The sequence below is a fragment of the Clostridium sp. genome (genome assembly GCF_047718555.1).
In the GTDB taxonomy this organism is placed as follows: Bacteria; Bacillota; Clostridia; order Clostridiales; family Clostridiaceae; genus Clostridium_I.
In genome coordinates, this window is the sequence record NZ_JBDNRK010000115.1 from 1 (window position 1) to 3,113 (window position 3,113).

3 protein-coding genes are annotated in these 3,113 nt (G+C 34.9%); 1 reads left to right on the forward strand and 2 read right to left on the reverse strand.

The genetic code is table 11. The features are described from left to right. Positions 1–141: 141 nt before the first annotated feature. The gene (locus ABF633_RS20595) at positions 142–1,548 is read right to left on the reverse strand and encodes a multicopper oxidase domain-containing protein (protein WP_415526588.1); all 1,407 of its coding nucleotides are present in this window, start codon (positions 1,546–1,548) and stop codon (positions 142–144) included. A gap of 305 nt (positions 1,549–1,853) precedes the next feature. Between ABF633_RS20595 and ABF633_RS20600 the strand changes: the two genes are divergently transcribed. Then, complete coding sequence (locus ABF633_RS20600) at positions 1,854–2,414, forward strand: DUF1697 domain-containing protein (RefSeq protein ID WP_415526590.1); 561 nt, start codon at positions 1,854–1,856, stop codon at positions 2,412–2,414. A gap of 98 nt (positions 2,415–2,512) precedes the next feature. On the opposite strand, the gene ABF633_RS20605 is transcribed toward ABF633_RS20600, so the two are convergent. Continuing rightward, the gene (locus tag ABF633_RS20605) at positions 2,513–2,890 is read right to left on the reverse strand and encodes a hypothetical protein (RefSeq protein WP_415526592.1); all 378 of its coding nucleotides are present in this window, start codon (positions 2,888–2,890) and stop codon (positions 2,513–2,515) included. Positions 2,891–3,113 lie beyond the last annotated feature (223 nt).

A 3,113-nucleotide genomic window follows, 5' to 3' on the forward strand; every position in this document is an offset into this window, starting at 1 on the left:
TTGCAGTTCTAAAATTCAGATGGGGTAAAAGAATCCCCACCTGAATTAAGAACTTTCTTCAATATAAGGGACACTTATGGAGAGGTGTCCCTTTTAACCATTTTTTAAGCATTAAGAAAATTAACGGTTGGAGGCAGCAGTTTACTTACACTCTGGAGCAGACTCTGGTCTACAAGTAGGATGAGGTCTCTCTCCTGGCAAATCAGTTTGGATAAATATTAATTGGCCTCCAGGATATACACCATTATTGGTAACTTTGTAATCATCGTGGTTATGGGCAATATAAAACTGTGGAAAGAAGAAATTATCTGATTCACCATAATTGTGCACATCAAAGTTTCCTGGGAACGGACACAACGTGGTACCGCCTGCTTCTGGACTATTAGCCCATAAAGTAGTTGAATCTCCGAAACCTGGCATAAAGGTACCTGCTTTAATAGATTCTGTAGTTGCATCAGCAACTTGATTCATTAATGATGGAAAGCCACCTTTGCCGCAGAAAATATAATCAGCATAAAGTGGTCGTTTATCTTCAGCAATAAAGAGGATGTCATAGCTTTCTCCGGAACCAACCAATTGGGTAAAGCCCATTTCTCCCTGTGGCTGAGGATGCGCATCTTTATTAACTATTCTTCCATGCCAACCATGAGTATGCCATGGAACTGGTTGATAACCCATATTAATGAGGCGGAGCAGGAATCTTTGTCCATCTTTAATGTGAACATAAGAATCATATCCTGCAGGGATCTCATAAGCACCGCCACCTACAGGAACACCAGCAGGTAAAAGTGTGTCAGGGAAGGCACGTCCATTTACCAGCCACCAATCAGGTTTAAAATCTACTGGGTTAAATGCGCCAGCCTGTTTTTGAACATCATCGTGCCATGCGGAGTCGATATCAGATAAGAGTATCACATATTCTTTATCGAAAAAGCTGGAACACTTAGAGTTTGCAAAGTTCCTATTGGTGATTCCCTTTGAATTAATACAGTAGGATACATCTCTAGCTGAAGGATATACAATTAGACCTCCATACATTCCCATCTGAACATGTTCCGCAGCTTCCTGGTGACAGTGATAGAAATAACTTCCTGGCATTTCAGGTTTAAAATAATAAGTTACACTTATTGAAGGGGCGCCTATAGGAGTTACTGGTACTCCAAAGGAAGTTTCAGGAACACCATCAATCTGTGTTGCTACGTGCCCACCGTGGATATGAATAGTATGAACGTCTAAAATTGGTACATCAGCTCTTAACAAACCTAGGTTGGTTAGTGTTATAAATAGTTCATCATCTGTGTCCATTTTTATTAATGGCGATGGAATTACAGCTGTTCCTCTTAGGTTGTCCCGTGCTGTTATATTTTCAGGATCTAAGCTTGGGTCACAAATTTTGCACCTGCCTGTAGATTTATCTTGTACTTTCCATAAACCTCCTACAAAACCAAAAACGTATATTTCTTTACGATCTAAGCATCCCGTGGGGTCTGTTGGAAGGTGAATAAAACCATCAGTAGCATATAGGCTATAAAAAAGTCTTTTTCCCATAATATTTTTTTCCTCCTAAAGTTTCTTGTTTATATTCTTCTAGCTAATATAAAATATGTAGTCTTAGGACAAGTAGTTACAGAACATTTTTATAAATTTCATATAAATATTTTTTAAATAAAATTTCTTAATAAATTTTCCTGATGAAAATAAAGACATAAAACAATATTAAAATATGTTATAATTTTCATTAAAACCATTTCTATTTATAATGAGTGGTGTTATGATTGTTGCAGGAATACTTATGATAATTTCTGCTAAGAAAATTGAAAGTAAATAGGGTATAATTATAGGGGGAGCCTATTATGACGATTTATATTGCATTACTACGGGGTATTAACGTAGGTGGAAAGAATATTATTAAGATGGCAAATCTGAGACAAGCGCTTGAATCCATTGGACTTTGCGGAGTTAAAACATATATTCAAAGTGGTAATGTCTTATTTAAGTCAAATGAAGAGGAAGAAATACTGAGCAAGAAGATTGAGAATCAGATTGAGGCAGTTTTTGGATTTTCAGTTACAGTTATTTTGAGAACGGCTCAGGAGTTAGAAATGATTATTGAAAATTGTCCATTTTCTAAGGAAGCAATATTAGAAGCAGAGACATTATCAAAAGTTGAGAGTTTATATGTTTCTCTACTGACTCATGCTCCTTCAGAAGAAAAGGTTGAATGTTTGAATTCCTATAGAAATGAAAATGATGCTTGCATAATTAAAGAGCGGGAGGTATTTCTTTTATTTCACAATAGTATTCGAAACTCTAAGCTTGCCAATAATCTTCACAGATTAGATGTGCCTTATACTGTCCGCAATTGGAAAACAATAAATAAGCTGGTGTTATTGGCAAGAGATATGGAAAAGTAGTTTGAAAAATAATTATAGTTATGCAGCTGCAATCTGTTAGCTTTGATTGAGATATTAAATAACCATTTTCAAGTATTGAGTTTACTTCATCTGGAGTTTTATTCTATATATTTAGAAGTGCATACTCTTATAATATCATCTCTTTTATATCGTCCTTCATAGGTCCACATATTTTTACACAGCTTGTTTACAGCATTATTTCCTATTTTCAATATATCCCTTATTTCTCTAAGTGTATAGGTATCTTTGGTAAACAATTTTTCTAATTGCAATTTGAAAGCAGCCTTTAACTTTTCATCTAATTCTACATTAAAATGAACGCCTTCTTTAGGATCCCTATGGTGCTTTGGACATAGATAAATGTGATTATAGGGGCATTTTTCTAAAGGCTTTATCTGACTTTTAAACATTATATGATGATCTTCCACAGCATGGCTGCTTCCACATATTGCACAAAAATGCATTTCTGAACTCATTTGATCATTCCTTACTAAAGATAAATGTATTTATTATTATAATATTTATTATTATAATATTTAATATTACAAAATTGTCATCATTTTTTCCAGTGGTTATTTTAACCTGACTAACTTGGCGTAAGTCTCCCACGCACTCTGTGAAAGCGATTCACACAAAATCAAAAAAAAGATTTTGGTTCTCTGCTTGCACACAGCGAAAGCGATTCACACAAAATCAAAG

What these genes read in the sequence shown, in the direction of transcription:
- ABF633_RS20605 (WP_415526592.1), bottom strand. Translation starts at nt 2,890, where the DNA reads ATGAGTTCAGAAATGCATTTTTGTGCAATATGTGGAAGCAGCCATGCT.
- ABF633_RS20595 (WP_415526588.1), bottom strand. Translation starts at nt 1,548, where the DNA reads ATGGGAAAAAGACTTTTTTATAGCCTATATGCTACTGATGGTTTTATT.
- ABF633_RS20600 (WP_415526590.1), top strand. Translation starts at nt 1,854, where the DNA reads ATGACGATTTATATTGCATTACTACGGGGTATTAACGTAGGTGGAAAG.